At 71.4% G+C, this 26,380-nt stretch carries 23 protein-coding genes and 1 pseudogene; 14 read left to right on the forward strand and 10 right to left on the reverse strand.

Annotated features, from left to right (window positions below):
* Positions 1-166 precede the first annotated feature (166 nt).
* The 7 genes from SMIR_RS35900 (at position 167) to SMIR_RS44655 (ending at position 8,892) form a co-directional block, all read left to right on the forward strand.
* Positions 167-844, forward strand: a complete 678-nt coding sequence (locus SMIR_RS35900; RefSeq protein ID WP_101407454.1) for a FadR/GntR family transcriptional regulator — start codon at positions 167-169, stop codon at positions 842-844.
* Complete coding sequence (locus tag SMIR_RS35905) at positions 841-2,289, forward strand: amino acid permease (protein ID WP_212727886.1); 1,449 nt, start codon at positions 841-843, stop codon at positions 2,287-2,289. Before SMIR_RS35900 ends, SMIR_RS35905 begins: the two co-directional genes overlap by 4 nt.
* Positions 2,290-2,297: 8 nt before the next feature.
* Positions 2,298-3,305 (forward strand): asparaginase, encoded by a 1,008-nt coding sequence (locus SMIR_RS35910; RefSeq protein ID WP_212728458.1) that lies wholly within the window; start codon positions 2,298-2,300, stop codon positions 3,303-3,305.
* A gap of 185 nt (positions 3,306-3,490) precedes the next feature.
* Positions 3,491-4,909: an aspartate ammonia-lyase gene (gene aspA / locus SMIR_RS35915; protein ID WP_168489555.1), complete on the forward strand. Its 1,419-nt coding sequence runs from the start codon at positions 3,491-3,493 to the stop codon at positions 4,907-4,909.
* Between the two features lie 33 nt (positions 4,910-4,942).
* Complete coding sequence (locus SMIR_RS35920) at positions 4,943-5,890, forward strand: glutaminase (protein ID WP_168489554.1); 948 nt, start codon at positions 4,943-4,945, stop codon at positions 5,888-5,890.
* Between the two features lie 207 nt (positions 5,891-6,097).
* Entirely contained in the window at positions 6,098-7,510 is a 1,413-nt protein-coding gene (gene mptB, locus SMIR_RS35925) for a polyprenol phosphomannose-dependent alpha 1,6 mannosyltransferase MptB (RefSeq protein WP_212727887.1), read from the forward strand.
* Positions 7,507-8,892: a glycosyltransferase 87 family protein gene (locus SMIR_RS44655; protein WP_212727888.1), complete on the forward strand. Its 1,386-nt coding sequence runs from the start codon at positions 7,507-7,509 to the stop codon at positions 8,890-8,892. The genes mptB and SMIR_RS44655 overlap by 4 nt, the downstream gene beginning before the upstream one ends.
* A gap of 59 nt (positions 8,893-8,951) precedes the next feature.
* On the opposite strand, the pseudogene SMIR_RS43815 reads toward SMIR_RS44655, so the two are convergent.
* From SMIR_RS43815 to SMIR_RS35940, 3 genes and pseudogenes are all read right to left on the reverse strand, one after another.
* A pseudogene (locus tag SMIR_RS43815) lies at positions 8,952-9,785 on the reverse strand (D-alanyl-D-alanine carboxypeptidase family protein); the annotation flags it as partial.
* A 124-nt stretch (positions 9,786-9,909) separates the two neighbouring features.
* Positions 9,910-11,052: a transcription termination factor Rho gene (rho, locus tag SMIR_RS35935; RefSeq protein WP_212727889.1), complete on the reverse strand. Its 1,143-nt coding sequence runs from the start codon at positions 11,050-11,052 to the stop codon at positions 9,910-9,912.
* Between the two features lie 286 nt (positions 11,053-11,338).
* Complete coding sequence (locus SMIR_RS35940) at positions 11,339-12,169, reverse strand: class I SAM-dependent methyltransferase (RefSeq protein ID WP_212727890.1); 831 nt, start codon at positions 12,167-12,169, stop codon at positions 11,339-11,341.
* A 190-nt stretch (positions 12,170-12,359) separates the two neighbouring features.
* Between SMIR_RS35940 and SMIR_RS35945 the strand changes: the two genes are divergently transcribed.
* The 7 genes from SMIR_RS35945 (at position 12,360) to SMIR_RS35975 (ending at position 18,942) form a co-directional block, all read left to right on the forward strand.
* Positions 12,360-13,589 carry a cytochrome P450 family protein gene (locus tag SMIR_RS35945; RefSeq protein ID WP_180362782.1) on the forward strand — a complete coding sequence of 410 codons (1,230 nt, stop codon included), beginning with the start codon at positions 12,360-12,362 and terminating at the stop codon, positions 13,587-13,589.
* A 143-nt stretch (positions 13,590-13,732) separates the two neighbouring features.
* Complete coding sequence (locus SMIR_RS35950) at positions 13,733-14,512, forward strand: SDR family NAD(P)-dependent oxidoreductase (protein ID WP_248002820.1); 780 nt, start codon at positions 13,733-13,735, stop codon at positions 14,510-14,512.
* Positions 14,513-14,518: 6 nt separating this feature from the next.
* A complete protein-coding gene (locus tag SMIR_RS35955; protein ID WP_212727891.1) occupies positions 14,519-14,932 on the forward strand; it encodes a VOC family protein in 414 nt (137 codons plus the stop codon).
* An 11-nt stretch (positions 14,933-14,943) separates the two neighbouring features.
* On the forward strand, positions 14,944-16,488 hold the full coding sequence (locus tag SMIR_RS35960) for an MFS transporter (protein ID WP_212727892.1): 1,545 nt from the start codon (positions 14,944-14,946) through the stop codon (positions 16,486-16,488).
* A gap of 122 nt (positions 16,489-16,610) precedes the next feature.
* Complete coding sequence (locus tag SMIR_RS35965) at positions 16,611-17,348, forward strand: nuclear transport factor 2 family protein (RefSeq protein WP_168489549.1); 738 nt, start codon at positions 16,611-16,613, stop codon at positions 17,346-17,348.
* Positions 17,345-17,686, forward strand: coding sequence for a YciI family protein (locus tag SMIR_RS35970; RefSeq protein WP_168489548.1), 342 nt, complete (start codon positions 17,345-17,347; stop codon positions 17,684-17,686). Before SMIR_RS35965 ends, SMIR_RS35970 begins: the two co-directional genes overlap by 4 nt.
* Positions 17,687-17,691: 5 nt before the next feature.
* Positions 17,692-18,942: an RNA polymerase sigma factor gene (locus SMIR_RS35975; protein ID WP_422664535.1), complete on the forward strand. Its 1,251-nt coding sequence runs from the start codon at positions 17,692-17,694 to the stop codon at positions 18,940-18,942.
* Between the two features lie 34 nt (positions 18,943-18,976).
* Here SMIR_RS35975 and SMIR_RS35980 read toward each other — a convergent pair whose 3' ends face one another.
* The 7 genes from SMIR_RS35980 to SMIR_RS36010 form a co-directional block, all read right to left on the reverse strand.
* Positions 18,977-19,747, reverse strand: a complete 771-nt coding sequence (locus SMIR_RS35980) for an SDR family NAD(P)-dependent oxidoreductase (protein WP_212727894.1) — start codon at positions 19,745-19,747, stop codon at positions 18,977-18,979.
* Positions 19,748-19,783: 36 nt separating this feature from the next.
* The gene (locus tag SMIR_RS35985; protein ID WP_212727895.1) at positions 19,784-20,764 is read right to left on the reverse strand and encodes a LysR family transcriptional regulator; all 981 of its coding nucleotides are present in this window, start codon (positions 20,762-20,764) and stop codon (positions 19,784-19,786) included.
* A 154-nt stretch (positions 20,765-20,918) separates the two neighbouring features.
* Positions 20,919-21,875 carry a fumarylacetoacetate hydrolase family protein gene (locus SMIR_RS35990; RefSeq protein WP_212727896.1) on the reverse strand — a complete coding sequence of 319 codons (957 nt, stop codon included), beginning with the start codon at positions 21,873-21,875 and terminating at the stop codon, positions 20,919-20,921.
* A gap of 3 nt (positions 21,876-21,878) precedes the next feature.
* Positions 21,879-23,249 carry an FAD-binding oxidoreductase gene (locus tag SMIR_RS35995; protein WP_212727897.1) on the reverse strand — a complete coding sequence of 457 codons (1,371 nt, stop codon included), beginning with the start codon at positions 23,247-23,249 and terminating at the stop codon, positions 21,879-21,881.
* Between the two features lie 8 nt (positions 23,250-23,257).
* A complete protein-coding gene (locus tag SMIR_RS36000; protein ID WP_168489544.1) occupies positions 23,258-24,226 on the reverse strand; it encodes a cyclase family protein in 969 nt (322 codons plus the stop codon).
* Positions 24,223-25,227, reverse strand: coding sequence for an amidohydrolase family protein (locus SMIR_RS36005; RefSeq protein WP_212727898.1), 1,005 nt, complete (start codon positions 25,225-25,227; stop codon positions 24,223-24,225). The genes SMIR_RS36000 and SMIR_RS36005 overlap by 4 nt, the downstream gene beginning before the upstream one ends.
* Positions 25,224-26,348 (reverse strand): FAD-dependent monooxygenase, encoded by a 1,125-nt coding sequence (locus tag SMIR_RS36010; protein ID WP_212727899.1) that lies wholly within the window; start codon positions 26,346-26,348, stop codon positions 25,224-25,226. The genes SMIR_RS36005 and SMIR_RS36010 overlap by 4 nt, the downstream gene beginning before the upstream one ends.
* Positions 26,349-26,380: the final 32 nt, after the last annotated feature.

A 26,380-nucleotide genomic window follows, 5' to 3' on the forward strand; every position in this document is an offset into this window, starting at 1 on the left:
GGAAACAGCAGCTCACAGGGGGTGCGAAGCCGGTTTACAGGCTTCGCACCCCCTGAATGTTTCTTTTCACTCCCCTTGACAGCCCCCTCTTGTCACCCGCAGGATCACCCCCGTGAACCTGTCAGACAGCCAGACAGGTGGATCGGTGCCGCGGCGCGTCAGCGCCATGGAAGCGGTGCTCACCCACCTTCGCGGCGCCATCGAGCGCGGCGAATACGCCATCGGTGACAAACTCCCCTCCGAGGCCGAGCTGTGCCGCCGCCTGGAGGTCAGCCGGCCGGTGCTCCGCGAGGCGCTGCGGGCCCTGCAGGTGATGGGCCTGACCGTGTCCCGTACGGGCAAGGGCACCTTCGTGGTCGCCAACACGGTCGAGGACCCCACCTTCGGCGACTACGCGGCGAGCGACCTGCTCGAGGTGCGCCGCCACGTCGAGATCCCGGTCGCCGGTTACGCGGCGGTGCGCCGCACCCCGGAGAACCTCGACCACCTGGCCCATCTGCTGGACCGGATGGAGCGCGAGACCGACACCACGGCGTGGGTCGCGATGGACACGATCTTCCACATCGCGGTCGCCGAGGCCTCGCAGAACCCGGTCTTCCGCAGGGTGATCGAAGAGATCCGGGACGCGCTGGCCCGCCAGTCCGCCTTCCTCAACGAGCTCGGCGGGCGGCGCGAACAGTCCAACCGTGAGCACCGGGCGATCGTCGAAGCGCTGATCGACGGCAGTGAACACGACGCGGTGGAGGCGATGTCCCATCACCTCGACCGCGTGGAGACCACCCTCACCGACATCGTGCGCCCCGCGCGTACGGACATCCCCACGGAAGGCGGACCCGAGGCGTGAGCGAGCAGTCCCTCAAAGACGAGGCCACATCGGCCGGCAAACCGGCCGCGCACGTCGACGCCGGAGACGCGGGTTACAGCAAGTCCCTGAAGTCCCGGCACGTCAACATGATCGCCATCGGCGGCGCCATCGGCACCGGTCTCTTCCTCGGCGCGGGCGGCCGGCTCGCCGACGCCGGCCCCTCCCTCTTCGTCGCGTACGCGGTGTGCGGCGTCTTCGCCTTCCTCGTCGTGCGCGCGCTCGGCGAACTCGTCCTGTACCGGCCGTCCTCCGGCGCCTTCGTGTCGTACGCCCGGGAGTTCCTGGGGGAGAAGGGCGCGTACGTCGCCGGCTGGATGTACTTCCTGAACTGGGCCACCACCGGGATCGCCGACATCACCGCCGTGGCCGTCTACACCCACTACTGGGGCATGTTCTCCGACATCCCGCAGTGGGTGATCGCGCTCATCGCGCTCGCCGTCGTCCTCACGGTGAACCTGATATCCGTACGCATGTTCGGCGAACTGGAGTTCTGGTTCGCGATCATCAAGGTGAGCGCGCTCGTCGTCTTCATGCTCATCGGCATCTTCCTGCTGGTCACCCAGCACCCGGTCGACGGCACCACCCCCGGCCCGTCCCTGATCACCGACAACGGCGGAATCTTCCCCAACGGCCTGCTGCCGATGCTGCTGATCATCCAGGGCGTCGTCTTCGCCTACGCCTCCGTCGAGCTGGTCGGTGTCGCGGCGGGCGAGACGGAGAACCCCGAGAAGATCATGCCGAGGGCGATCAACTCGATCATGTGGCGTGTCGGCCTGTTCTACGTCGGCTCGGTCGTCCTGCTCTCGATGCTGCTGCCCTGGAACAAGTACAGCGCGGGCCAGAGCCCCTTCGTGACCGTCCTGTCGAACATCGGCATCCCGGCGGCGGGCGGCGTGATGAACCTGGTCGTGCTCACCGCGGCCATGTCGTCCCTCAACTCCGGCCTCTACTCCACCGGCCGCATCCTGCGCTCCATGGCGATGTCGGGCTCCGCGCCCAGGTTCACCGGCGTGATGAGCCGCAGCCAGGTCCCGTACGGCGGCATCCTGCTCACCAGCGGGATCTGTGTCCTCGGTGTCGGCCTCAACTTCGTGGTCCCCGCCGACGCCTTCGAGATCGTCCTGAACTTCGCCGCCATCGGCATCCTCGCCACCTGGGGCATGATCATGCTCTGTCATGTGCTGTTCTGGCGGAAGACCCAGCGCGGCGAGCTGACCAGGCCGAGCTACCGCCTGCCCGGCTCCCCGTGGACCGAGATCGTGACGATCGGCTTCCTCGTCTCCGTCCTCGTCCTGATGTACGCCGACGGGGGAGCGGGGCGCACCACCGTGCTGTGTCTGCCGCTGATCGCCGTGACGCTCGTCGCCGGGTGGTACGGGGTGCGCCGCCGGGTCTCCGGCATCCGTGACGGAGCGGACGCGTGAGCACGAGCATGACGTACGCCGCTTCGATCGCCGCCGCCCCGGTGATCCGCGAACCTCTGCACGCTCCCGTCGCCCAGCTCGTCCGCGGCGGAGTCGTCGAAGGCGTCCACTACGGCTCGGCGGTCGTGCTGGCAGCCGACGGCGGCGTCGATCTCCAGATCGGGGACATCGAGGCCGCGTTCTACCCGCGCTCGGCGCTCAAGCCCGTCCAGGCGGTGGCGATGCTGCGGGCGGGACTGCCGCTGGACGGCGAGCTGCTCTCGCTGGCCGCGGCCAGTCACTCCGGCGAGGAACGGCACCTCGCCGGGACCCGGCGGATCCTGGAACTGGCCGGCGTCACCGAGGACGACCTGCGCAACGTGCCCGACCTGCCGTACGACCCGGTCGTGCGGGACACCTGGATCCGCGAGGGGCGGCTGCCGTCCCGGCTCGCGCAGAACTGCTCCGGCAAGCATGCCGCCATGCTGATGACCGCCCGGCTCAACGGCTGGTCCCTCGACGACTACCTCGACCCGGGCCACCCCCTCCAGCAGGCCGTCGCGGAGATCGTCGAGGACCTCACCGGGCAGGCGATCGCCCAGGTCACCGTCGACGGTTGCGGCGCGCCCCTCTTCTCCGTCTCGTTGCACGGGCTCGCCCGCGCCGCCGCCCGGATCACCACCGCACCGGCCGGCACCCCCGAGGCGCGGGTCGCCGACGCGATGCGTGCGCACGCCGAGATGGCGTCCGGCTCCGGCCGCGATGTCGCCGCGCTGATGCGGGCCGTGCCGGGGCTGCTCACGAAGGACGGCTTCGAAGGCGTCCAGATGGCCGCGCTGCCGGACGGCCGGGCCGTCGCCGTGAAGATCGCCGACGGTGCGGACCGGGCGCGTGGGCCGGTGGCCGCGGCGGCGCTGGCGCGCGCGGGTGTTGCCCCGGCGTTGCTCGCGGAGTTCGGATCCGTGCCGCTGCTCGGGGGTGGTGCCGTTGTGGGCGGGCTTCGCCCCGCCCGAGTGCTCGATCCGCTCCCGGCCTGAGCGGTGCGCGACCACGGCCGTGGGGGTGCGGTGGCAGGTGCGGGTTCGTCGTGGCTGGTCGCGCAGTTCCCCGCGCCCCTTGCGTCCGTGCGCCTCAGGGCCGGATCAGCAGCTCGCCCCCGACCGACCCGCCCCTACGCCTCACCCCACCCACCTTCACCCCTCCGAAAGAGGACCGCTCAGTCATGACCGTCGCCGCAGCGCACCGCAGTGAACACGATCTGCTCGGGGACCGTGACGTCCCGGCCGAGGCGTACTGGGGCATCCACTCCCTGCGCGCCACCGAGAACTTCCCCATCACGGGAACGTCGATCTCCGCCTACCCGCATCTGATCGAGGCCCTGGCCGCCGTCAAGGAGGCCGCCGCCCGTGCCAACGAGGAACTCGGCCTGCTCGAACCGGAGAAGGCCATGGCCATCGTCGCGGCCTGCCGGGAGATCCGCGCCGGCAAGCTGCACGACCAGTTCGTGGTCGACGTCATCCAGGGCGGCGCCGGCACCTCGACGAACATGAACGCCAACGAGGTCGTCGCCAACCGGGCGTTGGAGCTCCTCGGCCGTGCCAAGGGCGAATACCAGTACCTGCACCCCAACGAGGACGTCAACCTCGGCCAGTCGACCAACGACGTCTACCCCACCGCCGTCAAGGTCGCCACCGTCTTCGCGGTGCGCGAGCTGCTCAAGGCGATGGCCGTGCTCCAGGACGCCTTCGCCGCCAAGGCATTCGAGTTCCGCGACGTACTGAAGATGGGGCGTACCCAGCTCCAGGACGCGGTGCCGATGACCCTCGGGCAGGAGTTCTCGGCGTACGCGGTGATGCTCGACGAGGACCGCAGCAGGCTCGCCGAGGCCGTCGAGCTGATCCACGAGATCAACCTCGGCGCCACGGCCATCGGCACCGGCCTCAACGCGCCCGCCGGATACGCCGAATCCGCCCGCCGCCACCTCTCCGCGATCACCGGGCTGCCCCTGGTCACCGCCGCCAACCTGGTCGAGGCCACCCAGGACTGCGGCGCCTTCGTCCAGATGTCCGGCGTGCTCAAGCGGATCGCCGTGAAGCTCTCGAAGAGCTGCAACGACCTGCGGCTGCTGTCCTCCGGGCCGCGTGCGGGCCTCAACGAGATCAACCTGCCGCCGGTGCAGGCCGGTTCGAGCATCATGCCCGGCAAGGTCAACCCGGTGATCCCCGAGGTCGTCAACCAGGTCGCCTTCGAGGTGATCGGCAACGACGTCACCATCACGATGGCCGCGGAAGCGGGGCAGCTCCAGCTCAACGCCTTCGAGCCGATCATCCTGCACTCCCTGTCCGAGAGCATCACCCACCTGCGCACCGCCTGCCTGACGCTCGCCGAGCGCTGCGTCATCGGGATCACCGCCAACACGGAGGTGCTGCGCGCCGCGGTCGAGAACTCCATCGGCCTGGTGACCGCCCTGAACCCGCACATCGGGTACACGGCTGCCACCGACATCGCCAAAGAGGCCCTCGCCACCGGGCGCGGCGTCGCCGAACTCGTCCTGGAGAAGGGCCTGTTGCCCGCCGAGCGGCTAGCGGCGCTGCTGCGGCCCGAGGTGCTCGCGGGCAGCGGCACCCCGCAGGCGGTGTGACCCGATGCGCACCCGGACCGGCCCGGCGGCACAATGGTGATCATGGCTGCTTCGTCGTATCCGTCGTCCCCGACCTTCCAGCCGGTCCTGGAGCGCATCGCCACCGAGATCGGGCAGACACCCGGCCGCGGGCGGCCCGCCGACTACATTCCGGCGCTGGCCGCCTGCGACCCCCGGCGCTTCGGCATGGCCGTGGCCGAGCTCGACGGCACGGTGTACGGGGTGGGTGACTGGCGGCAGCCGTTCTCCACCCAGTCCATCACCAAGGTCTTCACCCTCGCCCTCGACCTGGCCCGTGAGGGCGACGAACTGTGGGAACACGTCGGCCGCGAGCCCTCCGGCAACCCCTTCAACTCGCTGGTGCAGCTGGAGTACGAGAACGGCATCCCGCGCAATCCGTTCATCAACGCGGGCGCCCTGGTCGTCACCGACCGGCTCCAGACCCGTACCGGCGACGCGGCCGGCACCCTGCTGGCCTTCCTCCGTGCGGAGAGCGGCAACGCCGAGCTCACCTTCGACAAGGAGGTGGCCGCCTCCGAGGCCACCCACGGCGACCGCAACGCGGCCCTCGCCCACTTCATGGCCTCGTACGGCAACATCGACAACCCGGTGCCGGCCCTGCTCGACCAGTACTTCCGCCAGTGCTCGATCGAGGCGTCCTGCGCCGACCTCGCCCTCGCCACGAGCTTTCTGGCCCGGCACGGCATCCGCGCCGACGGCTCCCGACTGCTCACCCAGAGCCAGGCCAAGCAGGTCAACGCGGTCATGCTGACGTGCGGCACGTACGACGCGGCGGGCGACTTCGCCTACCGCGTCGGCCTCCCCGGCAAGAGCGGCGTCGGCGGCGGCATCATCGCGGTGGTCCCCGGCCGCTGCACCCTGTGCGTGTGGAGCCCAGGTCTGGACGAGCGGGGCAACTCGGTGGCGGGCGTGGCGGCCCTGGACCGCTTCACGACACTGACGGGCGTGTCGGTCTTCTGAGTCAGTACCGGCGGGGCTTGCCCACTCCGGCCCAGCAGGGCGCCGGTCAAGGGGCGCGGGGCTGTGACAATCTGCGGCTCCGCCGCGTGGGCGCGACCAGCCACATCCGAACCCGCACCCGACAAGCCACCCGGAGGTAACGCCGCATCCCCCGCCCGGAGGGCGCCCCGTCGCCTTCCGGCCACCCGCCCTTGACACACTTGCCAAGTGTTGGCCAAGGCTCCCCTCGATCTCCACCGCTGTCAGGCCCTGGGCCTGACCGGTACCGCCTTCCTCGCGCTCGGCGGTGAGACGGCCGGCGCCCTGCCCACGCGGGACTTCCTCGACCCCGGCTCCGCGCGTGCCGTACTCGGCGTGGTCGGGGTCTACTTCGGCGTCGTCCTGCTGATCGCCGCATGGGTGCTGCTCGGCAAGGTCGTACGCGGTCCGCAGCCGCCGACGCCGCGCGCACTGCTGCTGGTGCTCGCCGCGTGGGCGGCGCCGCTGCTGCTCGCGCCGCCGCTGTTCAGCAGGGACGTGTACAGCTATCTCGCGCAGGGCGCCATGGTCGACGCGCACATCGACGTGTACGCCAACGGGCCCGCGCAGCTCGGCGGGCCGCTCGCCGACGAGGTGGCACCGGTGTGGCAGCAGACCGCGACACCGTACGGCCCGGTCTTCCTCGCCGTCGCCTCCGCGCTGTCCGGCCTCACCCGCGGCGAGATACCGGCCGGGCTCCTCGGCATGCGGCTGGTCGCGCTGCTCGGCGTCGGCCTGATGGCGGCGGCGCTGCCCCGCCTCGCCCGGCACAGCGGTGCCGACCCGGCCGCCGCGCTGTGGCTCGGCGCGCTCAACCCGCTCGTGCTGCTGCACCTGGTGGCCGGTGCGCACAACGACGCCATCATGCTGGGACTGCTCGGCGTCGGCCTGGTCGCCGCGCGCGGCCGATGGCACCTCCTGGGCGTCGTCCTCATCACCCTCGCCGCACTGGTCAAGGCGCCGGCCGTGCTCGGCCTGCTGGCGGTGGTGGCGCTGCGCGGGCGCCGCGGAGTACTGCGCACGGTCCTGACCACGACCGGGGTCGCGCTCGCCACCACGGCCGTGGTGACCGCCGTGGCGGGCACGGGGTACGGCTGGATCGCGGCCCTGAAGACCCCCGTCTCCCCGCACAACTGGTCGCCCACCAGCGTGCTCGGCCGCGCCACCGGCGCCCTGCTGAAGGATCTCGGCAGCGGCCTCGCCCCGCTGGCGATGCCCGCCTGGCACGCGACCGGGCTGGTGGTGACCGTCCTGGTCGTCCTGTTCATATGGCTGCGCCTGCGGCCGGGCCCCATCTACGCGCTGGGCCTGAGCCTGGGCGCGGTCGCCGTGTTCGGCCCCGCGATCCGGCCCTGGTACGCGCTGTGGGGCCTGTTCCTCATCGCCGCCGCGGCGCCCAACGGCTCGGTGCGCCACCGGGTCGCGGCGGCCAGTGCGGTACTCGCGCTCGCCGTACTGCCGAGCGGCGGCCCGCCGGACGTCGATCAGGTGGTGCTGGCCGTCTCCGGCGGTGCGCTCGCCCTCGTCGTGCTCTGGCAGGCCCATCAGGCCGCCCGGGCCGAGGAGCCGGCGCGGCCGCCGGTGCTGGGGCGGACGGCATGAGACATCTGGACACCGACGGCCGACGGCTGCTCGGCCTGCTCTCACTCGTCGTCGCGGTGGGCGTGTTCACCGCGACCGTGCCGCTGCTGCGCGACTGGTTCGATCTGCGCGTCTACTACGGCACCGTCGACGCCTGGGTCCACCACGGCGGGCGGATCTACGACTACTGGGTGCCGGGAACCACGTACGGATTCACCTATCCGCCGTTCGCGGCCCTGACCATGTTGCCGATGGCGCTGGTCGGGTTGCGTACGGCGATCGCCGTCTCCGTGGTGCTCAATCTCGCGGCGCTGGCGGTCGTGGTGTGGATCCTGGTCGAGCCCGCGCTGCGCCGCTACGGCTGGTACGGCTGCGCCCTCGCGGCCTGTCTGCTGGCCCTGCTCGAACCGGTCCGCGACACCTTCAGCTTCGGGCAGGTCAACCTCCTGCTGCTGGCCCTCGTCCTGAGCGACGCCTGGCTGCTGTCCACCGGCCGGGGCCGCCGGGCGGGCGTCGGCATCGGGCTGGCCGCCGCGATCAAGCTCACCCCCGCGCTCTTCATCGGCCTGCTGCTGCTCGGCCGCCGCTGGCGCGCCGCCGGGGTCGCGACGGCGGTCGCCGCGGCGGCCACCGGTCTTGCCGCCTGGGCGGCGCCGGACGCCTCGCGCTTCTACTGGTCCGAGGCGCTGTGGGACACCAACCGCATCGGACGTCTCGCCTATGTCTCCAACCAGTCGTTGCAGGGCGTTCTGGCCCGCCTCGCCGCACCGGGCGAACCGAACCGGGCCGTGTGGGCGGCGGCCGCCCTGCTGATCCTGTGCGTGTGGGCGTGGCGCACCTCGTGGGCGCTGGCCGACGAGGACTGGACGGCCGCGTTCGCCCTCACCGGTCTCGCCGCCTGCCTCCTCAGCCCGATCACCTGGGTGCACCACCTCGTCTGGCTGCTGCCGTCCTTCGCCGTACTGCTGCACCGGCACCGTGCTCGGGCCGCGTCGGCCCTGTACGCGGTGCTGTGCAGCAGCGTGGTGTGGCTCTGGTTCGACGACTCCTCCGGCCTCGACGGATTCCTCGGCAGCAACACGTACACGTGGATCACGCTGGGGCTGCTGCTGTGGCTGCCGGCCGGTCAGTCGCGGGTGGCCCGCACGCCCTTGAGACGCAGGGCGAGGGCCACGCCGCCCGCGCCCAGACCCGCGGCGCCCAGGATCCCCGCCGTCTCCGGCCAGCCGCCGTCGGGGCCGTCCGCGGACCCGGACCTCGCCTGTACGGGCGAGGCGCCCGCCGCCGGGACGGACCGGGTGTCGGGGAGCGATCCGACGGGTTCGACGTGTCCGGCGGCCGCGAAGCCCCAGTCGAGCAGCGAGCGGGCCTCCTCGTACACCGTGGTGCCGCCGCCCGCCTGAGGGTTCATCACCGTGACGACGAGGGTGCGTCCGCCCCGGTGCGCGGCGGCGACGAGCGTGTTGCCCGCGTTGGTGGTGTAGCCGTTCTTGACGCCGATCAGGCCCGGATAGGGCGCCACCCCGTCGGCGCCGGTCAGCAGCCGGTTGGTGTTCTGGATCTCGTACGGGTAGCCGTCGCCGGGGAAGGTGGCCTCGGCGGTGGAGCAGTAGCGCGCGAACTCCGGGTTGCGCAGGCCGGCCCGCCCGAAGACCGCGAGGTCGTACGCCGACGAGACCTGGCCGGGGGTGTCGTAACCGTCGGGTGACTCGACATGGGTGTCGAGGGCGCCCAGTGAGCGGGCCTTGGCCTGCATTCGGGCCGCCGTCCGGTGCCAGCCGCCGTTCATCGCGGCCAGTACGTGCACGGCGTCGTTGCCGGAGTTGAGGAAGACACCGCGCCACAGGTCGGACACGCGGTAGGTGTGGCCCGCGGCCACGCCCACCAGGCTGCTGCCGTCGCCGATGCCCTCCAGTTCCTCCTCCCTGACGGTGTGCTGGGTGCCGGCGGGCAGCGACGGGAGCACGGTGAGCGCGAAGAGGGTCTTGAGGGTGCTGGCGGGCGGCAGCTTGAGGTGCGCGTCGTGCGCGGCGAGCACCTCGCCGCTGCCTGAGTCGGCCACCACCCACGACAGCGCCGAGATGTCCGGCAGCGCGGGAGCGTCGGACCGTGTGCGTACCTGCGTCCCGGCCCGCTGGAGGTAGGGCGTCTGGGAGGCCATGGGTCTCGGCAGGCCCGTACCGAGGCGGGCGAAGGCCGGACTCGGCGCGAGGGCCAGTGCTCCGGCCACACAGAGGGCGGAGCAGGAGAAGGCGGTCAGCGAGACGACCATGCGGGATGGGAATCCGATTGTCATACCGCAAACGTAGGAACGGAGTCGCCGTGCGCCATGGTGCCAGGCCCGAGCGAGGGGATGCAGTACCCGGATGCCACACGCGGGAGAGGTCCGGGAGGTCCCGCGCGGTGGATTCGGGGTGGGATCAGGCGGTGGGCAGGGTCGGCTGGACCTGACGCAGGAAGGTCGCGTTGTCCGGCGTGGCGCGCAGCCGCTCCAGGAGGGTTTCCAGCGCGGCCTGGGCGTCCCGGGTCTGCAGGGCGCGTCGCAGGCCGCGTACGGCCGTCAACTCGGCCCCGGGCAGGAGCAGTTCCTCGCGGCGGGTGCCGGACGGGGTGATGTCCACGGCCGGGAACACACGCCGTGAGGCGAGGGTCCGGTCGAGGCGGAGCTCCATGTTGCCGGTGCTCTTGAGCTCCTCGAAGAAGTAGTCGTCGGCGCGGGAGCCGGTCTCCACCAGGGCGGTGGCGAGGATGGTGAGCGAGCCGCCCTCCTCGGCGAGGCGCGCGGCGCCGAAGAACCGCTTGGGGCCGTGCACCGCGGCGGCGTCGACGCCGCCGCTGAGGGTGCGGCCACCGGAGGCGGCCGCGTTGTTGTGCGCGCGGCACAGCCGGGTGAGCGAGTCCATCAGGATGACGACGTCCTCGCCCTGTTCGACGAGCCGCTTGGCGCGCTCGACGACGAGCTCGGCGAGGGCGATGTGCTGCTTCGGCGTCTTGTCGAAGGTGGAGGCGTAGACCTCGCCGCGGACGGAGCGCCGCATGTCGGTGACCTCTTCGGGCCGCTCGTCGAGGAGCAGCACGAGCAGGTGGCATTCGGGGTGGTTGCCCGCGACGGCGGCGGCGAGCTGCTGGAGCAGTACCGTCTTGCCGGTCTTGGGCGGGGCGACGATCAGACCGCGCTGGCCCTTTCCGACGGGGGAGACCAGGTCGACGACGCGTCCGGCCATGCCGCTCGCCGGGTGCTCCAGGCGGAGCCGGTCGCGCGGGTGCAGCGGGGTGAGGTCGCGGAAGTGAGGGCGGCGGCGCAGCTCTTCGGGGGTACGGCCGTTGATCCGTTCGACCTCGGCGAGTGCGCGGGGTCCGCCGCGTACGCCTTCGACGGTGTCGCCCTTGCGCAGGCCGTGACGGCGGATCAGTGCGGCGGAGACCTGGACGTCGGTCGGCGTGGGCAGGCAGCTCTCGGCGGCGCGCAGGTACCCCTGCCCGTTGTGCGCGATGTCGAGGACACCGGTGGCGTGGGCCGGGAGCTGCTTCTGTACGGGAGGGTGTTCGAGTGTGGTGGTCATGAGAGGGGGTCCTTTCGAGGACGGATTCATGAGGTCATGAAGAAGGGAGGGGATGTGCCGGGGGGAGGCGGCGTGCTCACGCCTCGGTGCGGCGGGGAAGATCACCTGAAGGAGCTACGGATGACCGTGCTCGGAAGGTGATGTGAAGAAGCTGGTCGCCCGGTCCGGAAGACGACGGGCGTGTCAGCGAAAGAAGGAGACTCGGCACCGGCGCCCGAGACGGGGCGTACACAAGTGCTGACCGCAGAATACCACGGCTTGTGGCGAAGTGGCTGTGATCCGTCTCTCAGCGGCTCGCGAGGAGGCCGTACAGCAGCGGAATGCGCGGCTCGTCCTCCGGCAGGCGCCACCAGCCGGACGGCGTACGGACCATCTGTGGCCAGCGCGGCCAGGGAAGCTCTTCGCTCTCCCGGAGCCGGCGGATACCCAGTCCCGCTCCCGTCAACGCGTTGACGACCTCGTCCATTCCGTGCATCCACTCGTAACTGTCGGTCGCGCCCTCGACGGCCGGTCCGTCGGTGTACGTGTAGGTCGCGTTCCTGTGCACGGCGTCCCGGCCGCCCAGGTAGTCGTGGCGCAGCAGCAGTTCGGTGCCCTCGCCCTCGGCGGGCTTGGGGCCCAGCGCGTTGAGCAGCGGATGGAACTCGGCGATGTACAACCGCCCTCCCGGGCGCAGCAGTCGAGCGACGACAGCGGCCCAGCGGCCCAGGTCGGGCAGATAGCACAGGGCGCCCTTGCCGGTGTAGATCACGTCGAACCGCCGCCCGTCCAGGGCTTCTACGGCGTCGTACACATTGGCTCGTACGTACGTCACGTCGGCGCCCGCCCGTGCCGCGATGTCGGCCGCGGCCGCCACGGACGCCTCGGAGATGTCCAGGCCGACGGTCCGCGCACCGCGCTCGGCGAAGGCGATCGTCTCGGTGCCGAGGTGGCACTGGAGATGGAGCACGTCGAGGCCGGCCAGGTCCCCGAGGTCCTCCCACTCGAAGGCGGCGAACCAGCGCGCCGGGTCGAGCTTCTCGCCCAGCCCGTAGAACCGGCTGGCGAGATGGACGGGGGTCCGCGCGTCCCAGTTGGCCTGGTTGGCCCGCATCATCCGCTCGTGCTCGTCGGTCATGGAACCATCCAACCGTGGACGGAGGTGGATCCGGGGCAAGAACCGCGGATCGGCGCGTACGCCATCGCTGTCGGTCACGCGGTCGAGCGGGCAGAATCCTTCGTCGTAACGGCTCGCGGCGCCTGCGCCCGACTCCCCACCCCCGCAAGGAGAACCTCCGGTGGAAACCTCTCCCGGCACGCCGCACCGCATGGACCCGGCCGGCGGCTGCCCGCATGCCGACAACGCGCGGCTGCTCGAGCGCGGCGCCGTCACGGCGGTGGTGCTGCCCGGCGAGGTGGAGGGGATGGCGGTGCTCGGGCACGAGGCGTTGAAGGAGTTCCTCGCGCATCCCGAAGTAGCCAAGGGCGCCGAGCACTTCACCGAGCTGCGGGAGGGGCGGATAGCGCCGGGGTGGCCGCTCGCGACCTTCGCGACCGTACGCGGGATGACGACGGCGGACGGTGAGGACCACCGGCGGCTGCGGTCGTTGGTGAGCAAGGCGTTCACCGCGCGCCGGGTCGAGGAACTGCGGCCCCGGATCGAGGAGTTGACGGCGGGACTGCTCGACGACCTCCGGGCCGCGGCCGAGCGGGACGGCGGAGTCGCCGATCTGCGGCGGCACTTCGCGATGCCGCTGCCCATGGGGGTCATCGGGGAACTGCTCGGAGTGGACGCGGAGCACCGCGACCGGCTGCACCACCTGTCGAACCAGGTGGTCGCCACCGACATCGGCCCCGAGAAGGCCTTGGCGGCCAACCGTGAACTCGTCGCCGTGCTCGCCGCCGTGGCCGTCGCGCGGGGCGAGCGGCCGGGCGACGACCTCACCAGCGCGCTGATCGCCGCCCGGGACGAGGAGGGTGACCGGCTCAGCCAGGAGGAGCTCATCGGCACCCTGGTACTGATGATCATCGCGGGGCACGAGACCACGCTCAACCTCCTCACCAACGCCGTACGGGCGCTCTGCGGCCATCGGGACCAGCTGGAGCTGGTCATGAAGGGCGAGGGCGGGGTGGGCTGGGCGGACGTGGTCGAGGAGACCCTGCGCTGGGACGCGCCCGTCAGCTACTTCCCCTTCCGCTATCCGGTGCGGGACCTGACCGTCGACGGCACGGTGATCCCCAAGGGGACGCCCGTGCTGGCCGGTTACTCGGCGGCGGGGCGCGACCCGGCCGTGCACGGTCCGGACGCCGACCGCTTCGACGTCACCCGGCCCGGCAGGCCCGGCGCCGCCCGGCACCTCTCCCTCGGCCACGGCGCCCACTACTGCCTCGGTGCCCCGCTGGCGCGCATGGAGGCGACCATCGCCCTGGAGCGGCTGTTCACCCGCTTCCCCGACCTCGACCTCGCCGTGACGGAGGCGGAACTCTCCCGGCACTCCAGTTTCGTCGGCAACAGCGTGCGGGCACTTCCGGTACGGCTCGGTACCTCCCACGGCTGACCGCGCGCATACCGCCGTACGACAGCGCGCCGCATACCAGCCATACGACACCGCGATGCCCCTGCGCCGACCCTTTTCTTGTTCTGGGCAATGGCCGTCCCTACGCTGCCAGCACCGCACACGGGCGGTACTGGACAAGGGACATGGCAATCATGGGTCGACTGGCCGGAAAAATCGCTTTCATCAGCGGAACGGGGGCCGGAATAGGGCGGGCCGCGGCCCAGGTATTCGCCGCGGAAGGCGCCACCGTATTCGGCTGCGACCTCGATGCCGACGCCGCCGCGGAAACGGTGGAACTCGTCGAGAAGGCCGGCGGCGTCATGCGGTCCCTCGCCCCGGTGGACCTCTCCACCGAGGAGGGCGCCCGCGAGTGGATCGACGCGGGCATCGAGGCCCTCGGCGGGATCGACATCCTCTACAACAACGCCTCCGCACTGCGGAACGGGCCGTTCGCGACCATGCCGGCCGAGGACTGGTACTTCACCATCAAGAACGAGCTCGACATCCCCTACTTCTGCACGCAGGCGGCCTGGCCGCACCTGATCGCCCGCGGCGGCGGAGCCGTCCTCAACGTCGCCTCGGTGGCCGCCGTCCGGGGCGCCCCCTTCATGCCGATGGTCCCGCACGGCGCCGCCAAGGGCGGGGTGCTGGCGATGAGCAAGCACCTGTGCGCGGCCGGCGCCCCGCACCACATCCGGGTCAACACCATCGCCCCCGGCATGACCCGCACGGCCGCGACCGCGCCCTTCCTCGACGACCCCGATGGACCGAAGGCGCAGCTGGAGGCGCGGATCCCGGTGGGCCGGGTGGGCGAGCCCGAGGACATCGCGCGCGCCGCCGCCTTCCTCTGCTCCGACGAGGCGGCGTTCGTCAACGGCGCCAACCTGATGGTCGACGGCGGCGACAGCGCGATGGCGGGCTGAGCGCCGGTGACCGTCCGACTCGACCACGTGGGCGTCAACGTACGCGATCTGCCCGCCCAAACCATCTGGTACCAGGGGGCGTTCGGGCTCAGGACCGTCTTCGAGTTCACCCTCGAAGGACCCGGTCTGAGCGCCGTCGTCCTGGAACATCCGCACGGCTGGCGCGTCGAACTCCTCGCCAGGCCCGGATCCGCGCCGGGGCTGCGGGCCCCGGACCCGCTGACCGCCGCCCTCACCGAGGGATACGGACACTTCGCGGTCACCACCCCCGAACTCGACCCCGTCTACGCGGCCTTGGTGGCGCACGGAGCGGGCGAGGCCATGAAACCGGGTCCTTCCCCCGAACCCGGTATTCGCATGGCCTGGGTCACCGACCCCGAGGGAAATCTCATCGAACTCATAGAGAAAAACGCAGAGTGAGGGCACGCACGATGACGGATTCGATCTCCACGAGCTCTTTGAAGAAACTGGACCTCGGAACACTCATAGCCTGCTGTCTCGCAGTTGCCGCCGCGCAACTGTGCATTACCGTTCCGTCCCCCATCAATGGCGAAATCCAGGCTGCCTTCGGGGCGTCCGGTTCCCAGGTCGCCTGGGTCACGTCCGCCTTCATTCTCCCCACCGCCATTCTTGAACTGAATTTCGGTGTGGTCGGAGACCTCTTCGGCCGCAAGCGCCTGCTGGTGCTCGGCGGGCTCGTCCTGGCGCTCGGCGAACTCCTCAACGCCACCTCCCAGAACATCACCATGATGTGGACCGGGCAGGCGCTGGCCGGTATCGGCGCCGCGGCGCTCTTCCCCAGTTCCCTCGCGGTCATCGCGGCCGCGACCCCGGACGGGAAGGACCGTGCCAAGGCGGTCTCCACCTGGGCGCTCAGCATCTCCCTCGCCTCCGCTGTGGGACCGCTGTCCTCAGGTGTGCTCGCCACCGTCGCCGACTTCCGCTGGGCGTTCGTGCCGCCCGTCGTCCTCGGCCTGGCGGTCGCCGTCGCCTGCTGGAAACTGGTCACCGACTCCAAGGCCCCCGAGGGCCGCGCCCTGGACTGGCCGGGCCAGATCACCATCGCCGTCGGCCTCACCGCCCTGCTCTGGGGCATCATCGAGGGCGGCGACCGCGGCTGGGGCAGCGCGGCGATCGTCGGCGCGCTGGCCCTCGCGGCGGTGGCTCTCGTCGGCTTCGTCGTCGCCGAGACCCGCGCCGCCTCACCCATGTTCAACCTGGACCTGCTGAGGATCCCGTCCTTCGCCGCGGCGGCCGTCGTCGCCCTGGCCGGCATGTTCGGCTTCATCGGCACCGCGTACTGCGTCTCCATCCGCCTCGGCGCCGTGATGCATCTGAGCGCGCTGCGCGCCGGCATGCCGTTCGTGATCCTCCAGCTGATCCCGCTGCTCCTGGCACCGGTGCTCAGCAGGATGCTCACCCGCGTCGACGCCCGCTGGCTCCTGATGGGCGGCCTGCTGCCGATGGCCGCGGGACAGTTCTGGATCGCCGCGCTGCCCATCACCACGACCTCCCTCGCCGCCTTCATCGGCCCGGTGCTGCTGCTCGGCGTCGGTTTCATCTGCGTCGTCTCCTCACTGACCTCGGCCGCCGTGAACGCCGTACCGATCCACATGACCGGCATGGCCAGTGGTGCCACCAGCCTGGTCCGCGAGTTCGGCCAGGGCCTCGGCCCGGCCGTCATCAGCACCATCGCGATGAGCGCCGCGTCCGCCGCCCTGGTGGGCAAGCTCAACGGCCCGGACGCCGGCATGGAGGCCGCCGCGGGCCCGCTCGCCGTCGTCAACGCGGGCAGCGACAGCGCCAGGGCCGCCGCGCAGACCGCGCTCGGCCACGGCATGGCCCTCGGCGTGGTGATCTGCGGCTGCGCCTCCCTGCTCGGTGCGCTGGTCACCCTCCTGCTGGTGCGCAAGAACACCGCCCGAGCGGCGGTCGGCGCCACCGGTGAGCCGTCGGTGCGGACGGCTACCGCCTAGCGCGGATCGTCACGAAGAGGCCGGGACCCGGGTCCCGGCCTCTTCGTGTGCCCGGGGTGTCGATTCGTCGCGGTCCCGTTCGTCGGTGGGGTGTAGGAAGTTCATGAGCACCGGGAGGAACCATGAAGTACATGCTGCTGGTCTGCGGCGACGACACGGCTGACGCCTCCGGCATGGCACCCGTCGAACCCTGGGTCGAGGAGCTCGGCGCCGAACGGGGCGTGCGGCTGCACGGCCACCGCCTCAGCGATCCCGCCGACGCCGTCACCGTACGGGTCCGCGGCGGCGAGGTGCTGCGCACCGACGGGCCGTTCGCGGAGACGAAGGAGTACGTCGCCGGATACGACATCCTCGAGTGCGACAGTATGGAAGAGGCTATCGAGGCGGCCGCCGAGCACCCCGTGGCATCCGTGGGGGCCATGGAGGTGCGCGCGTTCTGGGAGGACGAGGACGCCGAGGGGGAGATCCGCCGACTCGACGACGAGCTGACGGCGGCCTTCCGTGAGCGGGACGTCGACCGATGGCTGGCCTGCTACACGCCGGACACGGAGGTGTTCCACCCGATGAGCGGCCTGGAGGAAAGCGGAACCGACGCCCTCCGCAAGGCCCAGGAGTGGTTCTACTCCACCGTGACCGGGCCCGTGCGCCGCGAGGTGCTCGCCTTCCGTCTCCGCGTCGACGAGAGCGTCGCCTTCAGCCACGGGCTGGTCCGGATCCGGGGCACGTTCACCACGGGCGAGCCGCTCGACAGCACAGTGCGCGTGACGACCGGCTACCGTGCCGTGGGAGACCGTTGGCTGATCGCCCACGAGCACGCGTCGGTCCCGTTCGACGCGGGCATCGAGGAGGTCCGGTCATGAAGTACGTCCTGTTCATCTGCACCCCCGTCGGCGGCGAGGAGCTGAGCCCCGCCGAGATCGCCGACGACCCCCGCTTCACCTCGTACATTGACGAGGTCCGAAGCCGCGACATCGTCAAGGGCGGCGCACGGCTGCGGCCCTCCACCGACGCCACCACCGTCCGTGTCCAGGGCGACGAAGTCCTGCTCACCGACGGGCCGTTCGTGGAGTCCAAGGAGTACGTGGCCGGCTTCGACCTCATCGAGGTCGCCGACCTCGACGAGGCCATCGCGCTCGCGTCCCGGCATCCGGCGGCGCTGGGCGGCGGCTCGGTCGAGGTGCGGCCGGTCTGGGAGTGAACGACATCGGTGACGTGGAGGCGGCGGTCGCCGCCGCCTTCCGCGAGGAATGGGGCCAGGTCGTCGCCACCCTGATCCGGGTGACCGGCGACTGGGACCTCGCCGAGGAGTGCGCGCAGGACGCCTTCGCGCAGGCCCTGGACCGGTGGCGGCGCGACGGAGTGCCGAGCCGCCCCGGCGCCTGGCTGACCACGACCGCACGCCACCGGGCCCTGGACGTGCTGCGCCGCGAGGCGGTGGGGGCCCAGAAACTGCGGGAGGTGGCCGTGCTGGCGCGGGACGACGGGCCCTGCGACCCGGAGTACGACGGCGACGACAGCGGCGTCCGCGACGACCGTCTGCGTCTGATCTTCACCTGCTGCCACCCGGCGCTCCCCATCGAGGCCCGGGTGGCACTGACCCTGCGCACCCTCGCCGGGCTCACCACCCCCGAGATCGCCCGCGCCTTCCTGGTGCCCGAGGCGACCATGGCGCAGCGCCTGGTGCGCGCCAAACGGAAGATCCGCAACGCCGGCATCCCCTACCGCGTACCGCCCGCGCATCTGCTGCCCGAACGCACCACCGGCGTTCTCGGCGTGGTCTACCTGCTCTTCAACGAGGGGTACGCCGCCACGTCCGGCGCCGATCTGGTGCGTACGAACCTCTGCGCGGAGGCCATCCGGCTCGCCCGTGTCCTGGCCCGCCTGATGCCCGACGAACCCGAGGTGCTCGGTCTGCTGGCCCTCCTGCTGCTGCACGACGCCCGGCGTGCCACCCGGGTGGACCCGACGGGCGAGCTGGTGACGCTGGAGGACCAGGACCGTACGGCCTGGGACAGGTCCGCCGTCGACGAGGGCGCCGCCCTCCTGGAGACCGCACTGCGCCGCGGACGCCCGGGGCCCTACCAGATCCAGGCCGCCATCGCCGCCTGCCACACCACCGCCGCGACGGCCGGGGACACGGACTGGGCCGACATCGCCGCGCTGTACGGGGAACTGGCGCGTTTCGTGCCCTCCGCCGTGGTGCGGCTCAACCGTGCGGTGGCGGTGGGCATGTCCGAGGGCCCGGAAGCGGGGCTGGCGCTCGTCGCGGAGCTGGAGCGGGAGGGCGAGCTGGACGGCTACCACCTGCTGCCCGCCACCCGCGCGGACCTGCTGCGACGGATGGGACGCCCGGTGGAGGCGGCCGAGGCGTACGCCCGGGCGCTGGAGCTCGTGGAGAACGCGGCCGAGCGGCGCTTTCTGGAGAAGCGGCTCGCGGAGTGCCGATCGGCGTAGGACCGTCCGCGGCGACCGTCTCCGGACCGGGTGGTCACACCGAGTCGAGCGCGTTCGTGATCGCCTTCACGCCGCCGTGCGCCGAGTAGCCGCCGTCCACGGTGATCTCGGCGCCGTTCACGTAGGACGACTCGTCGGAGAGCAGATACACGACCAGCGGCGCGACCTCCTCGCAGCTGCCCGGGCGGCCCTGCGGAGTCATCGAGAGGTGCGCCCGCGTGAAGACCGGGTTCGCCGTCGCCATCAGGGGGGTCTCGATGTAGCCGGGGTGGATGAGGTTCGTACGGATGCCGCGCGGTGCCAGTTCCAGCGCGGCCACCTTCGACAGGCCCCGCAGCGCCCACTTGCTCGCCGTGTACGCGACCGCGTGATGGGCGGTGAGAGCGGCCACCGAGCCGACGTTCACGATCGAGGACCCGGGGGGCATCAGCGGGGCGAGGGCCTGGACGCCGAGCATCGGGCCGGTGGTGTTCACCGCGAACGCCCGGTTCCAGTCGGCGAGTTCCACCGCGCCGAGACGGGCCCGCATGGGGATCCCGGCGTTGTTGACGAGCCCGTGCACGGCCTCCAGTGAGCTCGCCAGGGCCGCCCAGTCGTCCGGGGACGACACGTCCAGGTGGTGGTAGCGCACGTCGAGGCCGTCGGTGCGCAGGGCGGCGGCGAGCTTCTCGCCGGGCTCGTCGAGGACGTCCGTGGCGACCACCGAGGCCCCCTCGTGGGCCGCCGCCGCCACCTCCACGGCTCCCTGGCCCTGTGCGGCTCCGGTGATGACGACGGTACGACCGGCCAGGCGCGTGCGGCTCACGGCTTCCTCCAAGGGGGCGTGGGTTCGCTCCCCACGCTAGGAAACCGGGGCCGGCTCCGGAAACGCATGTTCGCCATGGCTGGCATTCACGCCGACGATCTCCGCGGGCGCGGGATCGTCCAGCGACGCGCCCACCTTGCGGACCGTCTCCCGCAGCCACCGGTGCGCGGGATCCGCGTGCCGGTTGTGGTGCCAGTACATGGCCTCCACGAGCGGCACGTCCGGGAACGGCGTCGGTACGACGGCACAGCGGGCGAAGCCCTCGTAGCGTCGGGCGAGCCGCTCGGGCACCAGGGCGACCAGGTCGGTGCCGCTCACCAGGAACGGCAGCACGTTGAAGCCGGGCGTGCTGACCTGCACCCTGGGCGTGATGCCGAGCGTCTCCAGCTGGCGGTCGGCGGGTGTGAGCTTGCCGATGCCGCACGCCGCGTGCGGCATCTCCGCCAGGTCACGCAGGACGAGCCGCCCGTCCACCAGGCGCGGGTTGTCGGGGTCGACGAGACACACGAACCGGTCGTGCATCACGGCCTCGCTGACGCCCGGCAGCTGGTACCCGAGCGGCACGATCATCAGGTCGTGACAGCGCAGATGGGTCTCCGTCTCCAGCTGCCCGTCCACGATGGGGTGGAAGTCGATACGGACGCCCGGCGCCTCCTGCGCGATGGCCCGCAGCAGCGGCTCCACGAACACCGTCATCACATAGTCCGACATCACCACCGAGAAGCGCTGCCGGCTGCGTGCGGGCTCGAAGTGCCGGGTCAGCGAGAGTGCCTCCTCGGCCTTGTGCAGGGAGGCCTGGACGACCGGCAGCAGGCGCTCCGCGAGCGGCGTCAGCTCGTACTCACGCCCCACCCGCACCAGCAGCTCGTCGTTGAAGTGCCGCCGCAGCCGGGCCAGTGAGCCGCTCATCGCGGACTGGCTGGTGGACAGCCGCACCCCCGCGTGGGTGACGTTCTTCTCCTCCAGGAGGGCTTCCAGCGCCACCAGGAGATTCAGGTCGATCGCTCCGAGACCCATGTGTGTCTCCTTCCGGCCGCGTCGTTGAAGCTCGGTGAAACGGGAGCGTAACGACCGGGTTCCCGCCGAGGAAGGGTCCGGGAGGCAACTCACAGGGATCCGATGGCAGCCATCGGATCCCCGGATGTGTGCAGGTCGAAAGGGGTACGGAGGGTTACGGCCGGGGCGTACGGCCGCGTTTGCGGGCCCGTGGCAGGTACACGTCCGTGCGCCCGGGGACGATCCGGTTGGAGACGCTGCCGAGGCGCTCCACGGTGAGCGTCACCTCGTCGCCGGGCTTCAGGGGCGGCGGCGTACGTTCCCCGACGCGCCCCCAGAACTCCGCGAGCGCCCCCCAGCCGCAGGTGCCCGAGCCGAGGATGTCGCCGGGGCGCACCCAGGTGTCGCGGGCGGCGTAGGCGACCATCTCCTCGAAGGTCCAGGAGACGTTGGCGAGGGTGTCGCGGCCGATCAGCTCGCCGTTGAGGGCGACCGTCATCTCCAGGTCGAGGAAGCCGTCCGGGTCGCGCCGGTCCGCCACCTCGTCGGCCGTGACCAGATACGGGCCGAGGGTGTTCGCGAAGTCCTTGCCCTTGGAGAAGCCGAGCCCGAGGTTCTTCTCCGGTTTCTGCAGATCGCGCGCCGACCAGTCGTTGAAGACGAGATAGCCGACGATGTGCTCGCGGGCCCGCTGGGGCGTGAGGTCCCGGCCCGCACGGCCGACGACCGCGCCCACCTCCAGCTCGAAGTCGAGCACCGAGCAGCCCGCCGGTACCGGAACGTCGTCGTGCGCGCCGTAGGCCGCGTGCGGGTTGGTGAAGTAGAAGTTCGGCGCCCGATACCACTCCTCGGGCACCTGCTCCAGACCGTCCAGCGACTTGGCGACACCCTCGATGTGCGCCTCGAAACCGACGAAGTCCCGGATGGACGGCGGCTTCAGCGGGGGCAGCAGCCGTACCTGATCCACCGTCAAGTCGCTCTCGACGGAGAGCGCTTCGCTGCCGGCGGCATGCAGCGCCTCCTGTTCGACGAGCGACAGGACGGTGGTGCCGGGCGGCAGCGGATGGATGATCCCCTCCTGGACGACCCCGGCGCGCTCCACGCCCTCGTACGCGTATGTCGTGAACCGCATGCCCTATCGCTCCCAGTCGTTGGTGTTGGTGACGGTCCCGGCGCTCAGATGGCCCACGAAGAGGCCCTTCGGGTCGCGAGCCGCCCGGATCTCCCGAAGCCGCTCCCACTGCGCGTCACCCATGAACCTCAGCTGCCGCACGGTGAAGTCGGAGTCCCCGAGGTACTGGCCCGCGGTCACCGGCCGCATCGCCGCCATCGCCTCGTCGAGCCAGCCGCGCAGTTCGGCGTCGCGCCCGGGATCGTCGTGGATGACGTAGGTGGCGCAGTAGATCTCGGACTGCAAGGAGAAGGCCATGTCCGGGAGTTCACGCAGCGGGGCCATCGAGAACCAGATGGTGAAGGTCTGCCGGGTCGGCTGCTCGGTGAACGCCTTCCGGATCGCCGGCACGACCTCGTCGGCGGACCCGGTCAGCCAGGCGTTGTCGACGAGATAGCGGTGCCCCTCGGGGTTGGCGAGACGCTGGCCCTGAAGCTGCTCGGCGAGGGTCGTCGGCTGCGCCTCGATCCGCAACAGCGCCCGGTCCGCGTACGGGTTGGCGTGCAGCGGGGCCAGTGCCTCGGCGGCCTGCTCGGCGGTGTCGGTCATCGACACGCCCGTGACCAGCAGCACCGGCCCGTCCCCGGCGGGCGGGGTCTGTGTCAGGGCGACGATCTCGACCAGGTCGGAGACGGTGTGGTGCATGCCGTGCAGCCAGGTCATGACCTCGTCGAAGAGGGCGAGCGGGTACGCGTACACGGTGTGCGCCAGATGTTTCGGCAGCGGGCGGGTGCGCAGATGGAAGCGGGTCACGACCCCGAAGAACCCCGGGCCCGCGCCGCGCGCCGCCCAGAACAGGTCGCTGTGGTCCGTCTCGTCCGCACGCACCAGTTCGCCCTCGGCGGTGACGACGTCGATCGCGACGACGTTCTCGGCCGCCCAGCCCCAGCCGCGCGCGTTCCAGCCCTGCCCGCCCTGGAGCAGAAAGCCGCCGATGCCGACGGAGGGACAGTGCCCGCCGTTGAAGAAACGCCCGAACTCCCCCAGATACGGGTTGAGTTCGTCGCCGCCCTTGACGCCCGGGGCCGCCGTCACGATCCCGGTCCGCGGGTCGTACGTCATCTCGCGCAGGCCCCCGAGGTCGATCAGCAGCGCGTCCTCGCGCACCGACCAGGCGGCCCAGCTGTGCCCGCCGGAGCGGACGGCGACCTGCCACCCCCGTTCCAGGGCGAGTCGTACCCCGTCGACGACGTCCTGTTCGGACGCGGCCGTCAGCACGGCGGCGGGGGTGCGGTCCGACGGGCGGCGGGCGTTGAAGACCCTGCCGAAACACGCCTCCTCGAAGTCCTCGTCGCCGGGGAAGTGGAGGGCGCCTGAGAAACGGTCGATGCGCACGCTCGTACTCACTTGATCGCGATCGGATTGACAGGGGCGCCCACCGCGCCGGTGACCGGCAGCGGCGCCGCGATCAGCAGGAACTCATGGACACCGTCGGCGGCGCAGTCCTCGGCCAGCTCCTCCAGGTCCCACATCTCGCCCAGCGGGAGGCCCATGTTGGGGATCGCGATCTGGTGCAGCGGGGACATCGCCGGCTGGGCGAACTCGTACGGGCGTACTTCGAGCCCCCAGGTGTCGGAGGCGATCGCGGCGATCTCCGTACGGTGCAGCCAGCCGAGCGTGGTGAAGGAGAGGCCCGGGGCGTCCCCGGCGGCGTACCCACCCCACGCGCCGAGTCGCCGTACCCGCCCCAACTGCCCGGTCCTGACGAGGACCAGATCGCCGCGCCGTACGGACGAGGTGGCGCCCTGCGCCTCGATCGTGGCGCGCAGATGCTCCTCCAGGATCGGGAAACCGTCCGGGAGCTCGCCGTGTTCGTCGCCGACCGCGCGGCCCACGTCGAGCAGGACCCCGCGCCCGGTGAAGGCGTCCTTCATGTGCTCGATGCCGGTGACCGAGTCCCCGTCGCCGTTGACGATGGTGCACGGACGGCCGTTCCAGGCCCGCTTGTTGTCGTAGATGTGTCCGAGGCCGTCCCACTGGGTGGAGGCCTGGAGCGGCATCACGACATGGTCGTCGGCGCCCCCGAAGCCGTGCGGGAAGCCCTGCGTCCCGGCGGCCGCGTCCGAACCGGTGTCCTTCATGTAGTGGACGGGGTTGATCCGGCCACGGAAACCGCGCTGTGGGCCCCTCTCGTTGAACTCCTGGGAGAGCGAGAACGACCGGCCCCGCCGGACCAGGCCCGCCGCGTGCGCCCGTATCGCGTCGTCGATGAAATTGAGCGTGCCCAGCACGTCGTCCTCACCCCAACGGCCCCAGTTCCGGTAGGCGGAACGGGCTTTGGCGAGCTCTTCCTCAATCGGACCCAGGCTCATCGAGTACGTCCATTCTGTAGCAGGTCGAGAGCGTTGCCCCCGGCGACGGCGACACGGTCGGCCGGGGACAGCCCGGCGGCGTCCAGCCGGGCCACCGGGTCCTCGACGCCCATGTCGAAAGGGTGATCGGTGCCGAGGACCACCCGGTCCGCGCCGACCTCCTCGACCAGATGGCGCAGGCCGCCCGGGGTGTAGACGAGCGCGTCGAACCACATGCGGCGCAGATACGCGCTCGGCGGCTCCGCGCAGCCGCGCGCGTCCTCGCGCACGTGCCAGGCGTGGTCGGAACGGCCGATGTACGTCGGCAGATAGCCCCCGCCGTGCGCGGCGACGAGCTTGAGTCGCGGGAAGCGGTCCAGGACACCGGTGAAGATGAGGTGCGAGAGCGCGACCGTCGTCTCGACGGGCTGCCCGACCGTGTTGCCGAGGTAGTGCGTGGCCAGCCGTTCGCCGAGCGAGCAGCCCCAGGGGTGCACGAAGACGACCGCGCCGAGCTCCTCGGCCCGCTGCCACACCGGGTCGTGCGCCGGGTCCGCGAGCTCCCGTCCGTCCACGGTCGTGGACACGCTGATTCCGTACAGGCCGTACTCCGTGACCGCCTTGTCGAGGAGCGCGACCGCGAGGTCCGGATGCTGGAGCGGGACCGTGCCCATGCCGTAGAGCCGCTCCGGCGCGACCGCGCAGTGCGCGGCCACGGCCTCGTTGACCGTGTGCGCCAGGCGTATGCCGAGATCCGCGTCCGCCCAGTAGTGGTGCATTGGCATCGGGCCGACCACCTGGAGGTCGACACCCATCGCGTCCAGGTCGGCGAGCCTGGTCGTGACGTCCGTCAACTTCGGAGCGAGGCGCTGGAGTTGGGCGCGGTTGGCTGCCAGTGACGTGGGGGAGTGCGCCCGCTGTTCGTTGGCCAGCTCGGCGGCCAGGCCGGGCGTGCCCGCGCACAGCGCGTCGGCGGCGGGAACGGCGAGGTGACCGTGGAAGTCCACGACGGGAACGTTCATGCGGCGGCCGTCAGGTAGTCCAGGGTCTCCGACATGATCCGGCCGGGGTCCGCGCCGGGCGTCTCCGGATGGATCTCCCAGTCGGCGAGGCGCAGCGAGTTCTCCAGCACCACCCGCACCCGGGGCAGCCGGCGCGCCATGAAGGTGTCGAGCGCCTTGTCGAGCGGCGCCCCGCCGGTGACGAGTTCCGCGAGCACGACCGCGTCCTCGGCGCACATCGCGGCGCCCTGCGCGATCAGCGGCGGGCAGGCGTGCGCGGCGTCCCCGATGATCACCGTACGGCCCCGGTACCAGGGCTCGTCGACGAGGATCGCCTCGATCCACCGGTAGTCGACCGGGGCGTCGTCCGGCAGCGAGGCGAGGATCCTGCCCCATGTGCCGCCGTACCCGGCGCCGCGCTCGCGCAGCAGCGACAGCGGGGCGCGCGGGCCGATCAGCGAGGCGTCGAGGTTCTCGTCGAGCAGGTAGGCGTAGCACCGGTCGGGCGAGATGGGGCTGTAGCCGGCCTTGTAGCGCGGGCCACCGTAGTACACCTCCGCGCAGTCCATCTCGGGCGGGCGCTGCGCGACCACCCGGAAGATCGACATACCCACCGGGCGGGGCCTGGTGGTGATCCCGATCAGCTGCCGCATCCGCGAGTTGATGCCGTCGGCGCCGACCACGAGGTCGTAGCGGCCGCTGGTGCCGTCGGTGAACGTGACGTCCACATGGCCGGGGGACTGGTCGAGCTTCGCCACGCTCAGCGCCAGCCGGACACGTACCCCCTGCGCGTAGACCGCGTCGCACAGCGCGTCCTGCAGGTGCGAGCGCAGCGCGCCCGCCGTCGACGGCAGCTCGGCACCGCCGGTGTGCGGGGTGCGCAGCTCGGCGAGCAGTCCGCCGTCGGCCCGGCGCAGCCGCATCACGTCGAACGGGACGGCGCGGGCGAGCACCCGGTCGAGCACGCCCACCGAGCGCAGCGCCTTGAGCGCGTTGCCCTGGACGGTGATGCCGTGGCCCACACCGAACCACTGGGGCGATACCTCGGCGAGTTCGACCTCGGCGCCCCGCTGGGCGAGCGCGAGCGACAGCACGCTACCGGTGATGCCGCCGCCGACGACGAGCACCTTGTGTACGGGCATGGGCGATCCTTGCGAACGTAGGAGAAGAAGGA

The sequence above is a fragment of the Streptomyces mirabilis genome, assembly GCF_018310535.1.
In the GTDB taxonomy this organism is placed as follows: Bacteria; Actinomycetota; Actinomycetes; order Streptomycetales; family Streptomycetaceae; genus Streptomyces.

Excerpts from the sequence above, each read along its gene's own strand:
- SMIR_RS35900 (WP_101407454.1), top strand. The coding sequence starts at position 167 with ATGGAAGCGGTGCTCACCCACCTTCGCGGCGCCATCGAGCGCGGCGAA.
- SMIR_RS35910 (WP_212728458.1), top strand. The coding sequence starts at position 2,298 with ATGACGTACGCCGCTTCGATCGCCGCCGCCCCGGTGATCCGCGAACCT.
- aspA (WP_168489555.1), top strand. The coding sequence starts at position 3,491 with ATGACCGTCGCCGCAGCGCACCGCAGTGAACACGATCTGCTCGGGGAC.
- SMIR_RS35920 (WP_168489554.1), top strand. The coding sequence starts at position 4,943 with ATGGTGATCATGGCTGCTTCGTCGTATCCGTCGTCCCCGACCTTCCAG.
- SMIR_RS44655 (WP_212727888.1), top strand. The coding sequence starts at position 7,507 with ATGAGACATCTGGACACCGACGGCCGACGGCTGCTCGGCCTGCTCTCA.
- rho (WP_212727889.1), bottom strand. The coding sequence starts at position 11,052 with ATGACCACCACACTCGAACACCCTCCCGTACAGAAGCAGCTCCCGGCC.
- SMIR_RS35940 (WP_212727890.1), bottom strand. The coding sequence starts at position 12,169 with ATGACCGACGAGCACGAGCGGATGATGCGGGCCAACCAGGCCAACTGG.
- SMIR_RS35945 (WP_180362782.1), top strand. The coding sequence starts at position 12,360 with ATGGACCCGGCCGGCGGCTGCCCGCATGCCGACAACGCGCGGCTGCTC.
- SMIR_RS35950 (WP_248002820.1), top strand. The coding sequence starts at position 13,733 with ATGGCAATCATGGGTCGACTGGCCGGAAAAATCGCTTTCATCAGCGGA.
- SMIR_RS35960 (WP_212727892.1), top strand. The coding sequence starts at position 14,944 with ATGACGGATTCGATCTCCACGAGCTCTTTGAAGAAACTGGACCTCGGA.
- SMIR_RS35965 (WP_168489549.1), top strand. The coding sequence starts at position 16,611 with ATGAAGTACATGCTGCTGGTCTGCGGCGACGACACGGCTGACGCCTCC.
- SMIR_RS35970 (WP_168489548.1), top strand. The coding sequence starts at position 17,345 with ATGAAGTACGTCCTGTTCATCTGCACCCCCGTCGGCGGCGAGGAGCTG.
- SMIR_RS35985 (WP_212727895.1), bottom strand. The coding sequence starts at position 20,764 with ATGGGTCTCGGAGCGATCGACCTGAATCTCCTGGTGGCGCTGGAAGCC.
- SMIR_RS35990 (WP_212727896.1), bottom strand. The coding sequence starts at position 21,875 with ATGCGGTTCACGACATACGCGTACGAGGGCGTGGAGCGCGCCGGGGTC.
- SMIR_RS36000 (WP_168489544.1), bottom strand. The coding sequence starts at position 24,226 with ATGAGCCTGGGTCCGATTGAGGAAGAGCTCGCCAAAGCCCGTTCCGCC.
- SMIR_RS36005 (WP_212727898.1), bottom strand. The coding sequence starts at position 25,227 with ATGAACGTTCCCGTCGTGGACTTCCACGGTCACCTCGCCGTTCCCGCC.
- SMIR_RS36010 (WP_212727899.1), bottom strand. The coding sequence starts at position 26,348 with ATGCCCGTACACAAGGTGCTCGTCGTCGGCGGCGGCATCACCGGTAGC.